Annotated in this window: 18 protein-coding genes; 13 read left to right on the forward strand and 5 right to left on the reverse strand. The window is 63.8% G+C overall.

All coding sequences use genetic code 11. The annotated features are described in order from the left end of the window. Positions 1-5 precede the first annotated feature (5 nt). From nifN to AC1PQG_RS11355, 11 genes are all read left to right on the forward strand, one after another. Positions 6-1,409 carry a nitrogenase iron-molybdenum cofactor biosynthesis protein NifN gene (gene nifN, locus AC1PQG_RS11305; protein ID WP_481122664.1) on the forward strand — a complete coding sequence of 468 codons (1,404 nt, stop codon included), beginning with the start codon at positions 6-8 and terminating at the stop codon, positions 1,407-1,409. A 10-nt stretch (positions 1,410-1,419) separates the two neighbouring features. Further along, positions 1,420-2,010, forward strand: coding sequence for a NifB/NifX family molybdenum-iron cluster-binding protein (locus AC1PQG_RS11310; RefSeq protein ID WP_481122665.1), 591 nt, complete (start codon positions 1,420-1,422; stop codon positions 2,008-2,010). A 314-nt stretch (positions 2,011-2,324) separates the two neighbouring features. Beyond that, entirely contained in the window at positions 2,325-3,212 is an 888-nt protein-coding gene (nifH, locus tag AC1PQG_RS11315) for a nitrogenase iron protein (protein WP_481122666.1), read from the forward strand. Positions 3,213-3,294: 82 nt separating this feature from the next. Beyond that, positions 3,295-3,477 carry a 4Fe-4S dicluster domain-containing protein gene (locus AC1PQG_RS11320; protein WP_481122667.1) on the forward strand — a complete coding sequence of 61 codons (183 nt, stop codon included), beginning with the start codon at positions 3,295-3,297 and terminating at the stop codon, positions 3,475-3,477. 10 nt (positions 3,478-3,487) lie between these two features. Beyond that, positions 3,488-4,198, forward strand: a complete 711-nt coding sequence (locus AC1PQG_RS11325) for a dinitrogenase iron-molybdenum cofactor N-terminal domain-containing protein (protein WP_481122668.1) — start codon at positions 3,488-3,490, stop codon at positions 4,196-4,198. Positions 4,199-4,531: 333 nt separating this feature from the next. Continuing rightward, the gene (vnfD, locus tag AC1PQG_RS11330) at positions 4,532-5,956 is read left to right on the forward strand and encodes a nitrogenase vanadium-iron protein, alpha chain (protein WP_481122669.1); all 1,425 of its coding nucleotides are present in this window, start codon (positions 4,532-4,534) and stop codon (positions 5,954-5,956) included. Next, positions 5,956-6,297 carry a V-containing nitrogenase subunit delta gene (vnfG, locus tag AC1PQG_RS11335; protein WP_481122670.1) on the forward strand — a complete coding sequence of 114 codons (342 nt, stop codon included), beginning with the start codon at positions 5,956-5,958 and terminating at the stop codon, positions 6,295-6,297. Before vnfD ends, vnfG begins: the two co-directional genes overlap by 1 nt. Before the next feature lie 51 nt (positions 6,298-6,348). Continuing rightward, positions 6,349-7,773, forward strand: coding sequence for a V-containing nitrogenase subunit beta (gene vnfK / locus AC1PQG_RS11340; RefSeq protein WP_481122671.1), 1,425 nt, complete (start codon positions 6,349-6,351; stop codon positions 7,771-7,773). A gap of 106 nt (positions 7,774-7,879) precedes the next feature. Then, positions 7,880-8,773, forward strand: a complete 894-nt coding sequence (locus AC1PQG_RS11345) for a hypothetical protein (RefSeq protein WP_481122672.1) — start codon at positions 7,880-7,882, stop codon at positions 8,771-8,773. Between the two features lie 39 nt (positions 8,774-8,812). Beyond that, positions 8,813-9,286, forward strand: coding sequence for a NifB/NifX family molybdenum-iron cluster-binding protein (locus tag AC1PQG_RS11350; RefSeq protein ID WP_481122673.1), 474 nt, complete (start codon positions 8,813-8,815; stop codon positions 9,284-9,286). A gap of 10 nt (positions 9,287-9,296) precedes the next feature. Then, positions 9,297-9,533, forward strand: a complete 237-nt coding sequence (locus AC1PQG_RS11355) for a hypothetical protein (RefSeq protein ID WP_481114163.1) — start codon at positions 9,297-9,299, stop codon at positions 9,531-9,533. Positions 9,534-9,635: 102 nt separating this feature from the next. Here the strand turns inward: AC1PQG_RS11355 and AC1PQG_RS11360 are convergent, their stop codons facing one another. Genes AC1PQG_RS11360 through AC1PQG_RS11380 form a run of 5 tightly spaced genes read right to left on the reverse strand, consistent with a single transcriptional unit; the run spans position 9,636 to position 13,320 of the window. Further along, positions 9,636-9,833 (reverse strand): Nif11-like leader peptide family natural product precursor, encoded by a 198-nt coding sequence (locus AC1PQG_RS11360; protein ID WP_481122674.1) that lies wholly within the window; start codon positions 9,831-9,833, stop codon positions 9,636-9,638. Further along, on the reverse strand, positions 9,824-10,720 hold the full coding sequence (gene phnD, locus AC1PQG_RS11365) for a phosphate/phosphite/phosphonate ABC transporter substrate-binding protein (protein ID WP_481122675.1): 897 nt from the start codon (positions 10,718-10,720) through the stop codon (positions 9,824-9,826). Before phnD (AC1PQG_RS11365) ends, AC1PQG_RS11360 begins: the two co-directional genes overlap by 10 nt. Then, complete coding sequence (gene phnE / locus AC1PQG_RS11370) at positions 10,717-11,562, reverse strand: phosphonate ABC transporter, permease protein PhnE (RefSeq protein ID WP_481122676.1); 846 nt, start codon at positions 11,560-11,562, stop codon at positions 10,717-10,719. Before phnE ends, phnD (AC1PQG_RS11365) begins: the two co-directional genes overlap by 4 nt. 4 nt (positions 11,563-11,566) lie before the next feature. Next, on the reverse strand, positions 11,567-12,457 hold the full coding sequence (gene phnD / locus AC1PQG_RS11375; protein WP_481122677.1) for a phosphate/phosphite/phosphonate ABC transporter substrate-binding protein: 891 nt from the start codon (positions 12,455-12,457) through the stop codon (positions 11,567-11,569). Then, the gene (locus AC1PQG_RS11380) at positions 12,454-13,320 is read right to left on the reverse strand and encodes a phosphonate ABC transporter ATP-binding protein (protein ID WP_481122678.1); all 867 of its coding nucleotides are present in this window, start codon (positions 13,318-13,320) and stop codon (positions 12,454-12,456) included. Before AC1PQG_RS11380 ends, phnD (AC1PQG_RS11375) begins: the two co-directional genes overlap by 4 nt. A 484-nt stretch (positions 13,321-13,804) precedes the next feature. On the opposite strand from AC1PQG_RS11380, the gene AC1PQG_RS11385 reads away from it, so the two are divergent. After that, positions 13,805-14,083 (forward strand): NifU family protein, encoded by a 279-nt coding sequence (locus tag AC1PQG_RS11385; protein WP_481122679.1) that lies wholly within the window; start codon positions 13,805-13,807, stop codon positions 14,081-14,083. A 159-nt stretch (positions 14,084-14,242) separates the two neighbouring features. Beyond that, positions 14,243-15,907, forward strand: a complete 1,665-nt coding sequence (locus AC1PQG_RS11390) for a sigma 54-interacting transcriptional regulator (protein ID WP_481122680.1) — start codon at positions 14,243-14,245, stop codon at positions 15,905-15,907. Positions 15,908-15,948: the final 41 nt, after the last annotated feature.

The raw sequence follows: 15,948 nt of genomic DNA on the forward strand, positions 1-15,948 counted from the left end.
CCGACATGGCAATGGTGCATATCTCGAACAAGCCGCTGACCGTCAATCCGCTCAAGGTCAGCCAGCCGATGGGCGCCACCCTGGCCGTGCTGGGGCTGGACCAGGCGGTGCCGCTGCAGCACGGCGCCCAGGGCTGCACAGCCTTCAGCAAGGTCTTCTTCACCCGCCACTTCCGCGAACCCGTGCCGCTGCAGACCACCGCGATGGACCAGGTGGTGACGGTGATGGGCGCCGACAACAGCGTGATCGAAGCCCTGCGGACGGTGGCCGAACTCAACAACCCGGAGGTCATCGGCCTGATGACCACCGGCCTGACCGAGACCCAGGGTGCCGACATCGCGCGGACGGTCAAGGAGTTCCAGCGCAGCAGTCCGGAATTCATGGACATCAGCGTGATTCCGATCAACACACCGGATACGCTCGGCAGCCTGGAGAGCGGCTATGCGCGCGCGCTGGAAGCCGTCATCGAGCACCTGGTGCCGGAGGGCCGGGTGGCTGGCTACCGGCCCCGGCAGGTGAACGTGCTGCTGTCGTCGATGCTGACGCCGGGCGACGCCGAAGCCGTGCGGGCCTGGATCGAGGCTTTCGGCCTGCGCCCGGTGATGCTGCCGGACCTGGGTGGCAGCCTGGATGGGCATTTCGACCCGGCGGGCTTCTCGACCCTGTCGCGCGGCGGCGTGTCGCGCATCGACGTGGCGACGATGGGCAAATCCATCGCCACGCTGGCCGTCGGTCCGTCCGTCTTCACCGCTGCGGATCGGCTGAAAGCCCGCACCGGTGTGCCGGATCACCGCTTCGACGGGCTGATGGGGCTGGCGGCATGCGATGCCTTCACCGAGGTGCTGGCCGGGCTTTCCGGGCGCTCCGTACCCGACGGGATCGACAGGCTACGCGAGCAACTGCTTGACGCGATGGTCGATACCCATTTCGTGCTGGGTGCCTTGCGCCTTGGTGTGGCTGCCGACCCTGACCACCTGGGCATGCTGGCGCACTTCCTGACCGGCGTCGGCATCCAGGTGGTCGCCGCGGTGGCGTCGAGCCGCGCGGAAGGGCTGGTCGATCTGCCGATCGAGGCGGTCGTCGTCGGTGATCTGGAAGACCTGGAGGCGCAGGCCCAGGCGGGCAAGGCCCAGGTGCTGATCGCCAACTCCCATGGCGCGGACATCGCGGAGAGGCTGCGCATTCCGCTGCTGCGAGCCGGCTTTCCGCTGTACGACATCTTCGGCGGCGCAGCCCGCAAATGGGTCGGCTACGCCGGGAGCCGCCAGGCGCTATTCGATCTGGCCAATCTCGCCAGCACGGCCCGCCCGGAAATCGCGCCGTATCACTCCTTCTATGGAAAGGAGCGCCCTCCGGAAATGGACGGGAGCGTACCCGCCGTGTCCGGCGCATCAACACTTCTCGGCTGAAGGAAATCCCATGTTACGCATTGCATTTGCCTCAACGGACCAGCAAAAGGTCGACCTGCATTTCGGTGCGGCCGATCGCCTGGTCCTGTTCGACGTGGAGCCCGGGCGGGCCAGCCTCGTCGGCATCGGAGAGTTCATCAAGGTGGAAATGAAGGGTAGCAACAAGGACAAGGGTCTGCCGCGGGAATTGCAGGGCGTGGCCCATCTGCCGTCGCAGCCCTACGCCCCCGCACCAGAAGACGTGTTGCCTCCGCCGGACAAACCGCCGGAGGACAAGGTGATCGCCAAGCTGGACTTTCTGAAGGGCTGTGCGGCGGTCTATGCCGCGTCCATCGGCGCATCGTCGATCCGCCGCCTGATGGCTCTCGACGTGCAACCGATCATCGTGGATAACGGCCACGAGATCATGGACTTGCTGAATGAGGTCAGCTTTGCGCTGCACTACGGCGGACTGGCCTGGGTGGACCGCGCCGTGGCGAGGCTGGAGAAATCGCCCGGCCGTTTCGACACTCTTGCGGAAGAGGATTGGGACGCGGAATCGACCGCCCTGAATCCCACCGTGATCCATCAACTGATTACCTCGGTGGACGATTTAGCCTGACCGATCTTCCCGCGGGGGGCGTGCCATCCACCGCAGCGGGGAGTGCTCGGAGCCTTGCCGGATAAATGGACTCTTGGGTTGTCCATTTATCCGGCCTTTTTGCATTTCAGGGTCTGGTATGTTGCGCGCGGCTCGCACGGAGGCGAACGCGGCCGGATGGCTTCGTACTCAAACGAACGGCTTTATTTACGGAAATTGACTTTCCAATTCCGAATGACGTGAAAACAAAAGGAAATTCGCCATCAAAGAATAATGGCATGCCCCTTGCTGATCAATTGCCGCCAGTCTTCATTCAATCAAACGGGGTAATAGAAATGAGCAAGAAACTGCGTCAATGCGCCATCTACGGCAAGGGTGGCATCGGCAAATCCACCACCACCCAGAATCTGGTTGCGGCGCTCGCCGAAGCCGGCAAGCGGGTGCTGATCGTCGGCTGCGATCCCAAGGCTGACTCGACCCGCCTGATTCTGCACTCCAAGGCCCAGACAACGGTCATGCACCTGGCCGCCGAAGCCGGCTCGGTGGAGGACCTGGAGCTCGACGACGTGCTGCAGACCGGTTTCGGTGATGTGAAGTGCGTCGAATCCGGTGGCCCGGAACCTGGCGTCGGCTGCGCTGGCCGTGGCGTCATCACCGCCATCAACTTCCTGGAAGAAGAGGGCGCTTACGACGAAGACCTGGACTTCGTGTTCTACGACGTGCTCGGCGACGTGGTGTGTGGCGGCTTTGCCATGCCCATCCGCGAGAACAAGGCCCAGGAAATCTACATCGTCTGCTCCGGCGAAATGATGGCCATGTACGCCGCCAACAACATCGCCAAGGGCATCGTGAAATACGCCAATTCCGGCAGCGTTCGCCTGGGCGGCCTGATCTGCAACAGCCGCAAGACCGACCGCGAAGACGAGCTGATCATGGCCCTGGCCGAGCGCCTGGGCACCCAGATGATCCACTTCGTGCCGCGCGACAACGTCGTGCAGCACGCCGAAATCCGCCGCATGACCGTCATCGAGTACGACCCGAGCGCGAAGCAGGCCGACGAGTATCGCGCGCTGGCCCGCAAGGTGATCGACAACACCAAGCTGGTGATCCCGACGCCGTTGGAAATGGACGGCCTCGAAGAGCTGCTGATGGAGTTCGGCATCATGGAGCAGGAGGACGAGTCCATCGTTGGCAAGACCGCCGCAGAACTGGCCGTCGCCTGACGACGACGTTTCATTCACCGGGTCCGGCAGGTGCGCGGCCTCTCGGCCCCGACACCTGCCGGACCTCCGCCTGGAGTTCGCCATGGCCATGATGATCGATCCGGATGCGTGCAGCCTGTGCGGCGACTGCAAGCCGGTCTGCCCGACCCGCTCGGTACTGAAGAAGAGCGGCATCTATTCCATCAACCCCGAAACCTGTACCGAATGCGATGGCGATCCAGCCTGTCTTGCCGAATGCGCGTCCGGCGCCATCACTCCGGTGTAGGGACCGCAGCATGACGTCCAGACTCTCGGCGGACCTCGCGCTGCGTATCGGCCTGGCTGCAAGGGTGCTACCCGGCGTGGCGGTGGCCGACGTGGTGCAGGCACTGATTGCGCTGCTGGGGTTTCCGCTGACCGACCGCAAGCTCCGCTCGCTGACGGTGGCGCAATTGCGGGCCGCACCCGGCGGCGTACTGCTGCAGGTGCCGCGCCCGCAGTTGCGGGAAGCCCTCGCATTCCTGACGGACCGGGCGTCCGTGAACATCATCGACACCACGATCCCGCCGATCCAGCGTTATGAGGACGGCGACATGCCGGGCTCCGTCCGCATCGCCGTTGCGTCCGATTCGGGGCTGCAACTGGACGGCTTCTTCAACACTTGTCTGCGCTTTCTTGTCTTCCAGCTGAGCGCGACGGAAACGCGGCTGATCGACGTGCGCGGCACAGCGGCCGCGAAGGCAACCGACGACGGCAATCGATGGCGGGCGGAGTGCATTGCCGATTGCCACCTGCTGCTGACCGTCGGCGTGGGTACATCCAATGTGGCGCGCCTCATGCGCCTCGGTGTTCATCCACTGGGTTACGGAAGCCCGATGGCCGCGCGCTGGGCCTTGGATCGGATCCAGGAAGTTCTGCAGGGCACGCCGCCGCCCTGGCTCGTCAAAGCCGGAAGGCTTGAAAGGCCAAGACCGCTGGTCCTCCATTGCGGATCGAGCCTGCAATAGCGATTTCCCTATAGCTCATATCGAAGACCCGTCCCGCCGGAATTGGCGCGACGGGTCTTTCTTATTCAGGGCCAGAGGCGCCCACGCACAATCGCGAACATCGAATTGCGCATGGTACGCGGGCGAACGGATTTGAGGTCACAAAAGGCGGAATTGGAAATGAAGACTCACTATATAACCACCCAATGCATTGATTTTATTGCAAATCCAATTTCATGAAATTGATTAAGGCGTGCATGGCACGCTCGATGCTAAATGGAATTGCCTTCCCGATCGAAATGCTTTTTCGTTTCCACTCCGGCCAGCCCGGAATCAATTGCAAGGAGAAATGCCATGCCCATGGTCCTGCTCGAATGCGACAAGGACATTCCCGAGCGCCAGAAACACATCTACCTCAAGGCGCCCGATGAGGACACCCGTGAATACCTGCCGATTGCCAACGCGGCGACGATTCCCGGCACCCTGTCCGAGCGCGGTTGCGCCTTCTGCGGCGCCAAGCTGGTGATCGGCGGTGTGCTGAAGGACACCATCCAGATGATCCACGGCCCGCTCGGCTGCGCCTACGACACCTGGCACACCAAGCGCTACCCGACAGACAACGGCCACTTCAACATGAAGTACGTGTGGTCCACCGACATGAAGGAAAGCCACATCGTGTTCGGCGGCGAAAAGCGCCTCGAGCAGAGCATGAACGAGGCCTTCGACGAGATGCCGGACATCAAGCGGATGATCGTCTACACCACCTGCCCGACGGCGCTGATCGGCGACGACATCAAGGCGGTGGCCAAGAAGGTCATGAAGGAGCGGCCGGACGTGGACATCTTCACCGTTGAATGTCCGGGCTTCTCCGGCGTGTCCCAGTCCAAGGGCCACCATGTGCTCAATATCGGCTGGATCAACGAGAAGGTCGAGACGCTGGAGAAGGAGATCACCAGCGAATACACGATGAACTTCATCGGCGACTTCAACATCCAGGGCGACACCCAGCTGCTGCAGACCTACTGGGACAAGCTCGGCATCCAGGTGGTCGCCCACTTCACCGGCAACGGCACCTACGACGACCTGCGCTGCATGCACCAGGCCAAGCTCAACGTGGTGAACTGCGCCCGCTCGTCCGGCTACATCGCCAACGAGCTGAAGAAGCGCTACGGCATTCCGCGCCTCGACATCGACTCCTGGGGCTTCAGCTACATGGCCGAGGGCATCCGCAAGATCTGCGCCTTCTTCGGCATCGAGGAACGCGGCGAGGCGCTGATCGCCGAGGAGGAAGCCAAGTGGAAGCCCAAGCTCGACTGGTACAAGGAACGCCTGCAGGGCAAGAAGATGGCGATCTGGACCGGCGGGCCGCGCCTGTGGCACTGGACCAAGTCGGTGGAGGACGATCTAGGCATCCAGGTGGTGGCCATGTCGTCCAAGTTCGGCCATGAGGAGGATTTCGAGAAGGTCATCGCCCGCGGCCGCGAAGGCACCTATTACATCGACGATGGCAACGAGCTGGAATTCTTCGAGATCATCGACTTGGTCAAGCCGGACGTGATCTTCACCGGCCCGCGGGTTGGCGAGCTGGTCAAGAAACTGCACATCCCGTACGTGAATGGCCACGGCTACCACAACGGCCCGTACATGGGTTTCGAGGGCTTCGTGAATCTGGCCCGCGACACCTACAACGCGGTCTACAACCCCCTGCGTCACCTGGCTGGCGTCGATATCCGCGACAAGGCCCAGAGCACGCCGGTGATCCTGCGGGAGGCTGCGTGATGTTGGACGACAAGCTCGAGGACGTCTTCAGCTACACGGAAGAGCGCTGCCTGTGGCAGTTCTTCTCCCGTACCTGGGACCGCACCGAAAACATCCACGGCGTCGTCGATCAGGCCACGGCCTTGCTCACCGGCAAGCCGCCCAAGCGCGACACGCCGATGGAGCGCCTGCACTACGCCGACGGCCGGATCATGGCCGACGACCTGCGGGAGCGCTATCCGTGGGTGCGCGAAGCCGGCGAGGCCGAGATCACCCAGGTGATGGAGAGCCTCAAGGCCCGCCTGCTCGACACCACGATCGCCCGTTCCACCAACCGCGAACTCAATCACCACCTTTATTGAGCATCACCGGGCGGGGGCCTCGGCACCTGCCCGCAGCCAAGGGGAATTCTCATGAGTGCATGTGATACGGCCGCCGTGAAGCCGGCCGAAGTGAAACTCGTCCCGAAGGACCGGGGCGGCATCATCAACCCGATGTACGACTGCCAGCCGGCCGGCGCCCAGTTCGCCGGAATCGGCGTCAAGGACTGCATCCCGCTGGTCCATGGTGGCCAGGGCTGCACGATGTTCGTGCGCCTGCTGTTCGCCCAGCATTTCAAGGAGAACTTCGACATCGCTTCCACCTCGCTGCACGAAGAGTCGGCAGTGTTCGGCGGCACCAAGCGGGTGGAGGAGGGCGTGATGGTGCTGGCCAAACGCTACCCGAACCTGCGCGTCATCCCGATCATCACCACCTGCTCGACGGAAGTGATCGGCGACGACATCGAAGGCACCATCAACAACTGCAACCGGGCCCTCAAGGCCGAGTTCCCGGATCGCCACATCTACCTGGCGCCGGTGCATACGCCCAGCTTCAAGGGTAGCCACGTGAGCGGCTACGCGGAGTGCCTGAAGTCGATGGTGAAGACCATCGCCAAGACCAAGGGCACGCCGAACGGCAAGCTCAATCTGATCCCCGGCTGGGTCAATCCGGGCGACATCACGCTCCTCAAGTACTACATGAAGGAGATGGGCGTCGACGCCAACATGCTGGTGGATACCGAAGACTTCGATTCGCCGATGATGCCCAACAAGGTCATCGACACCCACGGCCGCACCACCGTCGAGGACATCCAGGAAAGCGCCAATGCCGTTGCGACGGTGTCCCTGGCTCGCTACGAAGGTGCGACCACCGGCGAATACCTGAAGGATGCCTTCGAGGTCCCGCACAACCTGGTGAACACGCCCTACGGCATCAAAAACACCGATGACATGCTGCGCAAGATCAGCGAGATCACCGGTAAGGACATCCCCGAATCGCTGGTGCGCGAGCGCGGTATCGCCCTCGATGCGCTGGCCGACCTGGCCCACATGTTCTTCGCCAACAAGAAGGTTGCCATCTTCGGCCACCCCGATCTGGTGCTGGGCCTCGCCCAGTTCTGCATGGAAGTGGAGCTGGAGCCGGTGCTGCTGCTGATCGGCGACGACCAGGGCAGCAAGTACAAGAAGGACCCGCGCATCGCCGAGCTCAAGGCCTCCGCCCACTTCGACATGGAGATCATCCATAACGCCGACCTGTGGGATCTGGAGAAGAAGATCGCCAAGGGCGAGGTGAAGCTCGATCTGATCATGGGGCACTCGAAGGGCCGCTACATCGCCATCGACGCCAACATCCCGATGGTCCGGGTCGGCTTCCCGACCTTCGATCGGGCGGGCCTCTACCGCAAGCCCACGGTGGGCTACAAGGGCGCGATGGAGCTGGCGGAGTCCATTGCCAACGCGATGTTTGCGCACATGGAGTACACCAGGGATCGTGAGTGGATCCTGAACACCTGGTAATCCGGCCACGGCTTAGTCAGGCGCCGGTTCTGCGCAGGCGGAACCGGCTGGAATGGAACGGGGCCCGGCCCCGTTTCCGCCCTCAACCCACCGCGGAGACGCCCCGATGCTCTCGCACGACGATCTGGCGAAGGACTTCGCCGCCTGTTTCGGCCGCCGCCACCACCTGCCCGAGTATCGCCAGGTGGAGTTCTGCAGCAAGAAGAAGAAACTCTCCTTCGGCTCCACGGAGGCCGACAGCCACCCGCAGCTTCCGGGGCTGCTGGCCACGGAAATGGCCTTTTCGTTGCTCGAAGGGTTGCTGACCTCGGCCCATCCGCACATCGAGGACCTGCCCAGCTGGAAGAAATACCAGGCCCTGCCCAGGCACAGCACGCTGGAGAAGATTGTGGCGGAGGTCTACCGCATCCTGCGCATCTGCCATCTGGCGTGGGCCTTGCCGGACGGTCACATCGAGCTGGACGACGGCCTGGTGCGCATCCGCTGCGTGCATGGACGCTGCGCCCAGTTCATCACCCTGTCCACGATGGGGCTGGAACTGCTCGAATCCTTCGTGCTGTTCTATCTGGATTCCTTCAACCAGCCCCATGGGCAGGCCTACGTCGAGGCCATGCTGGTCCAGTACTTCACCGACATCGTCACCGAGATCAAGGGTTTCAACGACGAGGACCGCATTCTCTACCAGTTCAACCAGACCCTGCCGATGAACCGGCATTTCCGTTTCGACAACGACAATCCGGCCTTCCGCATCGATGGGGAGCTGCTGTGCATCGAGATCGGCAAGCGCTTTGCCGATCCGGCGCGCTACCCGGTGGACTTCTACCTCGTCTTCGACAACGTGCTGCACATCATCCCCGTGGAGGCGCTCAAGGACGGTCGCCTGCCCCTGAACCGGCTGCCCCTGTGGCGCGCCCGCACTGCCGACGGCGTGCACCTGCCGGAACGCTTCCGGGCCCGCTTCGGACGCGAAGTGAATGTCGTCGGCCTGCCGATGACCTGACCCGTCCCTCACATCGTCCCCAACCTCTAGGAGCCCATCATGGAAAAGAACGGTTTGCTCAGGATCGCCATCGCCACCAACGACCTGCTGCAGGTCAATGCCAACTTCGCTGCCGCACGCCAGCTCGTCATCTACGAAGTCGGCCTGCAGCGCGGCGAGTTCGTCGACAGCGTCCAGTTCCGCGGTACGGCGGCTGGGAAGGGCAATGGTGGCAAGGGGCCCGGCGGCGGCATGGGCTGTTCGATGGGCGACCCGAGCGGCGGCGCCAGCGCGGAGCACATGACGGCCCGCATCGAGGCGGTGCGCGGCTGCGCGATCCTGTTCAGCAAGGGCTTGTCCGATCTGCACGCAGTGACGGTCAAGAACATGGGCGTCTATCCGGTGAAAATGGAGAACAGCCGGGACATCACCGAGGTCGTCGAATACGTGCAGCGCATGCTGGAGCGTCCGCCCTTGTGGATGCGTCGCGCTCTGGGCGTGGAGGCTCCGGCCGAATACGCCGAAACCTGCTGAGGAGACGACGATGAAGACCCGTGGTCTGCAGAATGCGATTAATCGCCTGAAGGGCGCCCGCAAGTTCGGCAGCATGACGCTGCTGGCCCAGGCGGAAAGGGAGGCCCGGCAAACCCTGGAGCAGGCACGCGTCTGGATGGAGCGTGCCGGCCTGGGCGATGCCTCGACCGCCGACGAACGCCATGGCGAAGTGGTGAAGGCGGTGCTGGAACTGGAAGTGACCCTGTTCGGCACGCCGCCGCGCTGAGGTCCGCCTCCTTTTCCGGCGAAGTCCAGTAAGCGAAGGGCCCGTTCCTCCCGGAGCGGGCCCTTCGCTTTGCTGCACCCAGCATGGGCGCAACGACAACGACTACATCGGCGTGATGCCGTACTCCTTGTAAATCTCATCCTGGGCGAGGCGGAACTCGTCCATGGAGAACGCGTAGCCGCTTTCCTTGAGGAAAGCCCAGGAGGCCGGTTCATCCTCGGACAGGGCTTGCACGGCCTCGCGGAAATCGGCGTCGGAACGCATGCGGCGGATATAGGACACGGCGGAATCTACGGACATGGATGGATCTCCGGTTGTGAAGCGTTGGTGAAGGGACAGCTGAAAGGGGAGGCCGTCCGCGCATCCAGGCCGGGCTCGCCGAAGGCCAGCGGCGCGCCGCCGGGGACGAGGCGCGCCTGCAGGATGTCCTCCATCCACTGGCGAACCCGGTCTACGTCCGCATCCACAGCCGGGATGAAGGCGTCAGCGCGATAGGCGTGCAAAGGCGCGGGCAGGCGCAGACGGACGAAGGCCTGGCGCAGGTCTTCCTTCAGGTAAGGGTCGAGCCCGGCGCGGAAGGTCCACATGTATTCAGGGATCGACCGGGATGTGGCCAGCACCCGCAAGCTGTTCGGCAGAATGAGCCCCTCGCCGAGCAGCCGCGTGTAGACCTCCTTGCTCATGCCACCAGCCGGGACGCGCATTTCGGCCACGGCGCTGGCCACCCGGTCGTGGCCGCCGAAATGCCGCCGGCGGTAGTCCCGCTCGGCGACCAGTCCCGCCTCCAGTAGCAGGTGGCGGGGCACCCAGCTACCCGACGTGGAGGCCAGGTCGCCCAGCGCGATCTCCTTGCCCCGCAGGTCGTGGAGGCTGGTAGCCGGGCTGGCGTGGGGGACGACGATGACGGCCTGGAAGGTGGGACCGGTACTGCCGGCGTGAGTCGGCCGCGCAAAGGGCTCCAGCTCGGCCTTACGGCTCTGCAGGATGTAAGTGACGGGCCCCAGGTAGGCGATATCGAGCCGGCCGGCGCGAAGTGCCTCACCGGTGGCGGCATAGGTTTCGCCGACGATCAGCTCGACGGGCATCGCTAACTGCTCCTCGAGATAGGCTTGCAATGGCGCATTGCGCGCCAGTACGACAGGAGGCGACTCGCCGGGCAGCAGGCCGCAGCGCAAGGGCGTGCTCATGGCTGTGCGAGTCCGTCGAGAAAGTGGCGGCGCAGGCGGCCACCGAGGATGTTGATCACCGAAACCAGGCCGAGCAGCAGCAGGATCAGCGCGCTGGCCTCCCGGTATTCAAAGAGATGGAAGGCGGTGACGATCTCCAGCCCGATCCCGCCGGCGCCGACGACACCCAGGGTCGTAGCAGCGCGCAGGTTGTGCTCCCAGCGGTACAGGGTGACGTCCACCAGGCGCGGCAGGATTTGCGGCAGCACCGAGAAGCGCAACACGCCCAGCGGTGAAACGCCCTGGGCGCGCAGCGCATTGCCGGGCGCGGCGTCCACATGTTCGAGGATCTCAGCGCAGAACTTGCCGAGCATGCCCGTGGAATGGCTGGCAAGAGCCAGGATGCCCGGTAGCGGGCCGAAGCCCACTGCCGCGACGAACATGATTCCCCACACCAACCCGGGGATGGAGCGAATGGCGTTGAGGGCCAGGCGTACAGGGCCACCAAGCCAGCCCGGCGCGATGTTGCGGGCGGCCAGCGCGCCCAGCGGAATGGCCGCGAGCAGCCCGAAGCAGGTGCCGGCGACGCTCATGCTCAGCGTGTCCAGCAGCGGTTGCCCCCATCGGGGCCAGCGGCTGAAGTCCGGCGGGCAGGCATCCCCCAGCAGCTGAGCGATGGTGGACAGCGTGTTGCGGTAACGGGGCAGGTCGAAGGCGCCGCCGATGGCCGCCAGGAGTACGACGGCGCAAGCCAGCAGGCTGACGACGGCCCGCGTGCGCCGGCGTTGCTGGTGGGCACTGCGCAGCACGGCGTCGATGGCAGGATCGATATCCCGGAGCGGGATTGAGCGTTGGGCTTGCATGATGTCAGCGGGGGGACGGAACGGCGTCGGGGGAGCTCTTCCGGATCGCCTCGATCCAGCCGCGGACCTTGTCCACATCACCGTCGGCGGCCGGCACGAAGGCCTCGGCACGGAACACTGCCAGGGCCGCGCTATCCCGCATGTCGAGGAAGGCCTGGCGGATCTCGTCCTTCAGCGCCGGGGGGAGTCCTTCGCGGAAGGTCCACATGTATTCCGGGATAGCCGGGGACTCGGCCAGGATGCGCACGCGCGACGCATCGATGCGCCCTTCCTTCAGCAGACGCTGGTAGATCGGCAGGGACAGGCCACCGGCGGCAACCTGTTTGTTGGCCACCGCCAGCGCGACCGCATCGTGGGCGCCAAGGACGCGCAGCGTGTAATCGCGGCCGGCTACCAGGCCGGCATCGAGCAACTGGTAGCGCGGCACCCAGGTGCCTGAGGTCGAGGCCGGGTCGCCGAAGGCGACGTCCTTGCCCTTGAGGTCGGCGAGCGCATGCGCGGGGCTGTCCTGCGGGACGATGATCACAGCCTGGAAGGACGGGCCGACCTGCGGATGGGACGGTCGGGCGAACGGCTCCAGCCTGGCCCGCCGGCTTTGCAGGATGTAGGTGACTGGCCCGAGATAGGCGATGTCGATGCGCCCGAAACGCAGGGCTTCGCCGGTAGCGGCGTAGCTCGCACCGACCATCAGCTCCACGGGTAGGCCCAGGCGCTTTTCAAGATGGGCCCGCAGGGCTTCGTTCAGGCGCATCACCGTGGGCGCGGATTCCCCCGGCAGCAGGCCGAGCACCAGTTTGTCGGGGCGCGCGGCGGTATCGGCAGCACCGGCGGAAATGCCGATGCACAGGAGGATGAGGGCGCACAGAAGACGTGCCCCGTGAATGAGCTTGATCATTTCGGTTCTCCAGAGAGGGAAGGCGTGGATGTAAAGAGCTGTTGCTGTACCGCGAGATCGAAGTCCGTTGCTGGACCGTCGAAGCAGATCCGGCCATCCCGCAATCCGACGATGCGATCGGCCAGGCGGCGGGCCATGTCCAGTTGGTGCAGGACGAGCACGACGGTGACGCCCGATGCCTGCGCATACCCCTTGAGCAGATTGCCGAGCGACGCCGCGAGCCCGGAGTCCAGTGCCGAAAAGGGTTCGTCGCCGAGCAGCAGGCGCGGCTGCCGCACCATTGCACGCGCAATGCCGATTCGCTGGCGTTCGCCGCCGCTGAGATTTGCCACGCGTGCATGGGCGTGGCGCAGCAGGCCGACCTCCCTTAGTGCGGCTGCAGCCTGTTCCTGAAGCTCGGCAGGCCAGGGCAGGGGGCTGAGGGGATGACGGCGATCGGCCAGGCCGAGCAATACGTTGTTCAGCGCGCTGAGGCGGTCGATCAGGGCGTGTTCCTGGAACACCGTGGCAGTCCGCCGTCTGTGGATCTGCAGGGTTTCCGGCGACGACAGGCAACCCATTCCGTTCAGCGTGAGCTGCCCGGCCGCCGGCCGGATGAGGCCGTTGAGCACGCCGAGCAGGGTCGTCTTGCCGGCGCCGGACGGACCGACAATGGCGGTCACACCACCTTCCAGGATCGGCATGGAAACGTCGGTGAGGACTTGCCGCTGCCCACGCTGGACGGTGACACGCTCCAGGCACAGTCCACCCACCGTGGCCCCGTCGGCAACCACGGCACGGGCAGGGAGGAGGGGCGCGGACCGTGAAGACAGCGCCGAACACAGGCGCGAGATGAAGGCGGATCCGAGAATGAGACTGGTCATGGTGGGGCTCCCGCTGGGCTCGGCAGCCAGCACAGTGCGGCTGCCGTATGGGGAGGAAATGGCAAGCGCTATGCCAAAGGGTGCAGCGGGTCCGGCCTCACGTTGCGACGACCGGCCCAGGATTGCGGTTGCCACAGGCCCTCAGGCCTTGCGGCACGCCGGATACGACGCGAAACGGGATCAGGTTGGGGAGGCGTGGCAGTGGGTTCCAGAAAGTACGTTCCGGGCTGGATGAACGGAAAGGGACGTTTCGACGCCGTTTGGCGCTCCACTCGCGGCGGGGGTGACCGTTCTTTTTTGTGCAACGCAACATCATCGCGTACGCCGCGGTACGCTTTCTTATCCCTGTCCTGATTGGATATCCCCGGCAGCCAGGGGAACGACTTACGCTCAGGCCGTAGCGCCGTGGTCCATGGACACGCCGATCAGTTTCCGGCACGCGGCTTGCTGCCACGGAAGGCACCACATTCCGGGCACCACTGCCATGACTACTGAATTTTCCACAGATGCACCTTCTACTGCTGCCAGCGACGAAGCGCGCCTGAAACTGATTGCCGAGACCATCCAGAACGTTCGTCCCCGCCTGCAGAAGGACGGCGGCGACATCGAACTGATTGCGGTGGACGGCTTGTTCGTCCGCGTCCGCCTGTCCGGCGCCTGTGTCAGTTGCACACTGGCCGGCCAAACCCTGGGTGGGGTGCGGCGCGAATTGATGGCAGCCCTGAACGAGCCGGTCCGAATCGTGCCTGTCCCCATCGACTGAAAGCCATTCTGGAATAATGGTTATCTATGAATGATGAACGGCCATCGCTATATACTTGTATATATTTTGGTGCAGCCCGACGGCCCGTAATGCCGGAGCACCGAATGCTGCGGTGGCGTTTTCGTCCTGCTCACGAGCGGACGGTGAAGGAGCATGGAAATGAGTGATCGTGTGGTCGACGAGGAATTCGGCCGTGGGGCCGAAGTGAAGCCGGCCAGCGGCACGGCAAAGCAGTCGCCTGGCATCCCGGACTTTGCGGAACGGGACGTACTGCCCCATCTGTGTGAATGCAACCTCGGGGAATGCCGTACCGACTTGCTGCCGCTGTTGTACGAGATCAGCCGGATCGTCACCGAAACGGGCAATCTCTCGCAGATCCTCAACATCCTGCTGCAGTTGATGAAGCGCCACATGAAGGTGATCCGCGGCATGGTGAGCCTCTACGACACGGACTCGGGCAAGATCTTCATCCACGAGAGCTTCGGCCTGACGGAGGAGGAGGAGGCGAGGGGGATTTATCGCCTCGGGGAGGGGATCACCGGCCGGGTGGTGGAGACCGGCCAGCCCATCGTGGTCCCGAAGATCAGCGACGAACCGAATTTCCTGAACCGTACCGGCAGCCGCAGCAACATCGGCGACACTCGCCTGTCTTTCCTCTGCGTGCCGATCCTGCGTGGCAGGAAGGTCATGGGCACAATCAGCGCGGAGAGGATCTACGATAACCGCCGGCTGTTGAAGCTTGACGTGGAAGTCCTGTCCATCCTGGCTGCCACCACGGCCCAGGCCGTGGAGCTGTACCTGCTCGAGAACGTCAAGAAGGTGGCGCTCGAGGACGAGAACCAACGGCTCCGCACCGCCCTCAAGGAGAAATTCAAGCCGGCCAACATCATTGGCAATTCCAAGCCGATGGAAGAGGTCTACCGGATGATCGAGCGTATCACGCGCTCCAAGACGACGGTCCTGATCCTCGGGGAAAGTGGCGTTGGCAAGGAGTTGGTGGCCAGCGCAATCCATTACAACAGCCCGAACTCATCCGGCCCCTTCATCAAATTCAATTGCGCGGCGCTGCCGGAAAGTGTCATCGAAAGCGAACTGTTCGGCCACGAGAAAGGCTCGTTCACCGGCGCGGCGAACCAGCGCAAAGGGCGCTTCGAGGAGGCCGACGGCGGCACGATCTTCCTGGACGAAGTCGGCGAACTGTCCTTGCCGATGCAGGCCAAGCTGCTGCGAGTTCTTCAGGAGAAGACCTTTGAACGGGTCGGCGGAAATATGCCGATCAGCGTGGACATCCGGATCCTGGCGGCCACCAACCGGGATCTCGTGGATATGGTCACGAAGGGTACGTTCCGCGAGGATCTGTATTACCGGCTCAATGTCTTCCCGATCACCATTCCGCCCCTGCGCGAACGGGGCAACGACGTGGTCGCCCTGGCCGACCATTTCGTATCGAAGTTCTCCCGTGAAATGGGCGTCGACATCCAGCGCATTTCAACGCCGGCGATCAACATGTTGCTGAGTTACCACTGGCCAGGCAACGTGCGCGAACTGGAAAACGTCGTCGAGAGGGCGATCATCCTCGCCGAGGACGGCGTGATTCATGGCTATAACTTGCCCCCGTCGCTGCAGACGCCGGTGGTTTCCGAGTCCTCGATGCTCGGCTCCCTGGATGCCAAGCTCAATGCGATCGAGTACGAAATGATCGTCGACGCGTTGAAAGCGAGTCATGGCAATACGACGGAAGCCGCCACCCAACTAGGTCTGACCCGCCGTATCCTGGGGTTGCGCCTGAGCAAGTACAAGCTGAACCACAAGGATTTCCGCTAAGCCCCGGATCATTCGTGCCTGTGCTATCAGCCTGGCGCCCG

This window comes from Zoogloea sp. GDB6, from assembly GCF_056724105.1.

What these genes read in the sequence shown, in the direction of transcription:
- nifN (WP_481122664.1), top strand. Translation starts at nt 6, where the DNA reads ATGGCAATGGTGCATATCTCGAACAAGCCGCTGACCGTCAATCCGCTC.
- AC1PQG_RS11310 (WP_481122665.1), top strand. Translation starts at nt 1,420, where the DNA reads ATGTTACGCATTGCATTTGCCTCAACGGACCAGCAAAAGGTCGACCTG.
- nifH (WP_481122666.1), top strand. Translation starts at nt 2,325, where the DNA reads ATGAGCAAGAAACTGCGTCAATGCGCCATCTACGGCAAGGGTGGCATC.
- AC1PQG_RS11320 (WP_481122667.1), top strand. Translation starts at nt 3,295, where the DNA reads ATGGCCATGATGATCGATCCGGATGCGTGCAGCCTGTGCGGCGACTGC.
- AC1PQG_RS11325 (WP_481122668.1), top strand. Translation starts at nt 3,488, where the DNA reads ATGACGTCCAGACTCTCGGCGGACCTCGCGCTGCGTATCGGCCTGGCT.
- vnfD (WP_481122669.1), top strand. Translation starts at nt 4,532, where the DNA reads ATGCCCATGGTCCTGCTCGAATGCGACAAGGACATTCCCGAGCGCCAG.
- vnfG (WP_481122670.1), top strand. Translation starts at nt 5,956, where the DNA reads ATGTTGGACGACAAGCTCGAGGACGTCTTCAGCTACACGGAAGAGCGC.
- vnfK (WP_481122671.1), top strand. Translation starts at nt 6,349, where the DNA reads ATGAGTGCATGTGATACGGCCGCCGTGAAGCCGGCCGAAGTGAAACTC.
- AC1PQG_RS11345 (WP_481122672.1), top strand. Translation starts at nt 7,880, where the DNA reads ATGCTCTCGCACGACGATCTGGCGAAGGACTTCGCCGCCTGTTTCGGC.
- AC1PQG_RS11350 (WP_481122673.1), top strand. Translation starts at nt 8,813, where the DNA reads ATGGAAAAGAACGGTTTGCTCAGGATCGCCATCGCCACCAACGACCTG.
- AC1PQG_RS11355 (WP_481114163.1), top strand. Translation starts at nt 9,297, where the DNA reads ATGAAGACCCGTGGTCTGCAGAATGCGATTAATCGCCTGAAGGGCGCC.
- AC1PQG_RS11360 (WP_481122674.1), bottom strand. Translation starts at nt 9,833, where the DNA reads ATGTCCGTAGATTCCGCCGTGTCCTATATCCGCCGCATGCGTTCCGAC.
- phnD (WP_481122675.1), bottom strand. Translation starts at nt 10,720, where the DNA reads ATGAGCACGCCCTTGCGCTGCGGCCTGCTGCCCGGCGAGTCGCCTCCT.
- phnE (WP_481122676.1), bottom strand. Translation starts at nt 11,562, where the DNA reads ATGCAAGCCCAACGCTCAATCCCGCTCCGGGATATCGATCCTGCCATC.
- phnD (WP_481122677.1), bottom strand. Translation starts at nt 12,457, where the DNA reads ATGATCAAGCTCATTCACGGGGCACGTCTTCTGTGCGCCCTCATCCTC.
- AC1PQG_RS11380 (WP_481122678.1), bottom strand. Translation starts at nt 13,320, where the DNA reads ATGACCAGTCTCATTCTCGGATCCGCCTTCATCTCGCGCCTGTGTTCG.
- AC1PQG_RS11385 (WP_481122679.1), top strand. Translation starts at nt 13,805, where the DNA reads ATGACTACTGAATTTTCCACAGATGCACCTTCTACTGCTGCCAGCGAC.
- AC1PQG_RS11390 (WP_481122680.1), top strand. Translation starts at nt 14,243, where the DNA reads ATGAGTGATCGTGTGGTCGACGAGGAATTCGGCCGTGGGGCCGAAGTG.